The sequence below is a fragment of the Mesorhizobium sp. M4A.F.Ca.ET.050.02.1.1 genome (assembly GCF_003997725.1).
Lineage (GTDB): Bacteria > Pseudomonadota > Alphaproteobacteria > Rhizobiales > Rhizobiaceae > Mesorhizobium.
In genome coordinates this window covers 1-430 of sequence record NZ_RZSG01001520.1, presented here as the reverse complement: position 1 = coordinate 430, position 430 = coordinate 1, and the positions used below count along the sequence as shown (strand labels likewise).

Annotated in this window: 1 protein-coding gene; it reads left to right on the top strand. The window is 61.6% G+C overall.

The annotated features are described in order from the left end of the window. Positions 1 to 49: 49 nt before the first annotated feature. On the top strand, positions 50 to 430 hold a 381-nt coding region (locus tag EOA33_RS38455), incomplete at its 3' end, for a hypothetical protein (RefSeq protein WP_245482627.1).

Here is a 430-nt window from a genome sequence, read left to right as displayed (position 1 = left end):
GACATGCAGCGAGCAGCCGGCGTCTGGCTCGCCAAGAGAACCTTCGCCAATGCCATTGAACGGATCAGATGGAGGTCCGCAAGGCTTTGGCGTCTGCGAATTCATTGCTTTCGAGACAACCGGCGTCACCCATCGACCTGCACTCACGCTTGACAGCGCGCAAGGCGCGCTGAGCAATCGTCTGGCGGAAGATCAGGCACGCGCCTTCGTAGCTGCTATAGACGTTCGCCGCTCTCGCAGCCGCGTAACGCCGTTCGCCTCACACGAGCCGATGCGGCGCAATGTCCTTGATGATCAGGAGGATCACTTCCCCCGGCAAGCAACGACCTACTGGAAATTGAAATACAGTGCCGGCGGGTACTGCGACCCGTCGGTGGCCGGCACATTTGCCTGCGCCGCGGGCTTGACCCCGCCTGTGGCCATGTTGTCC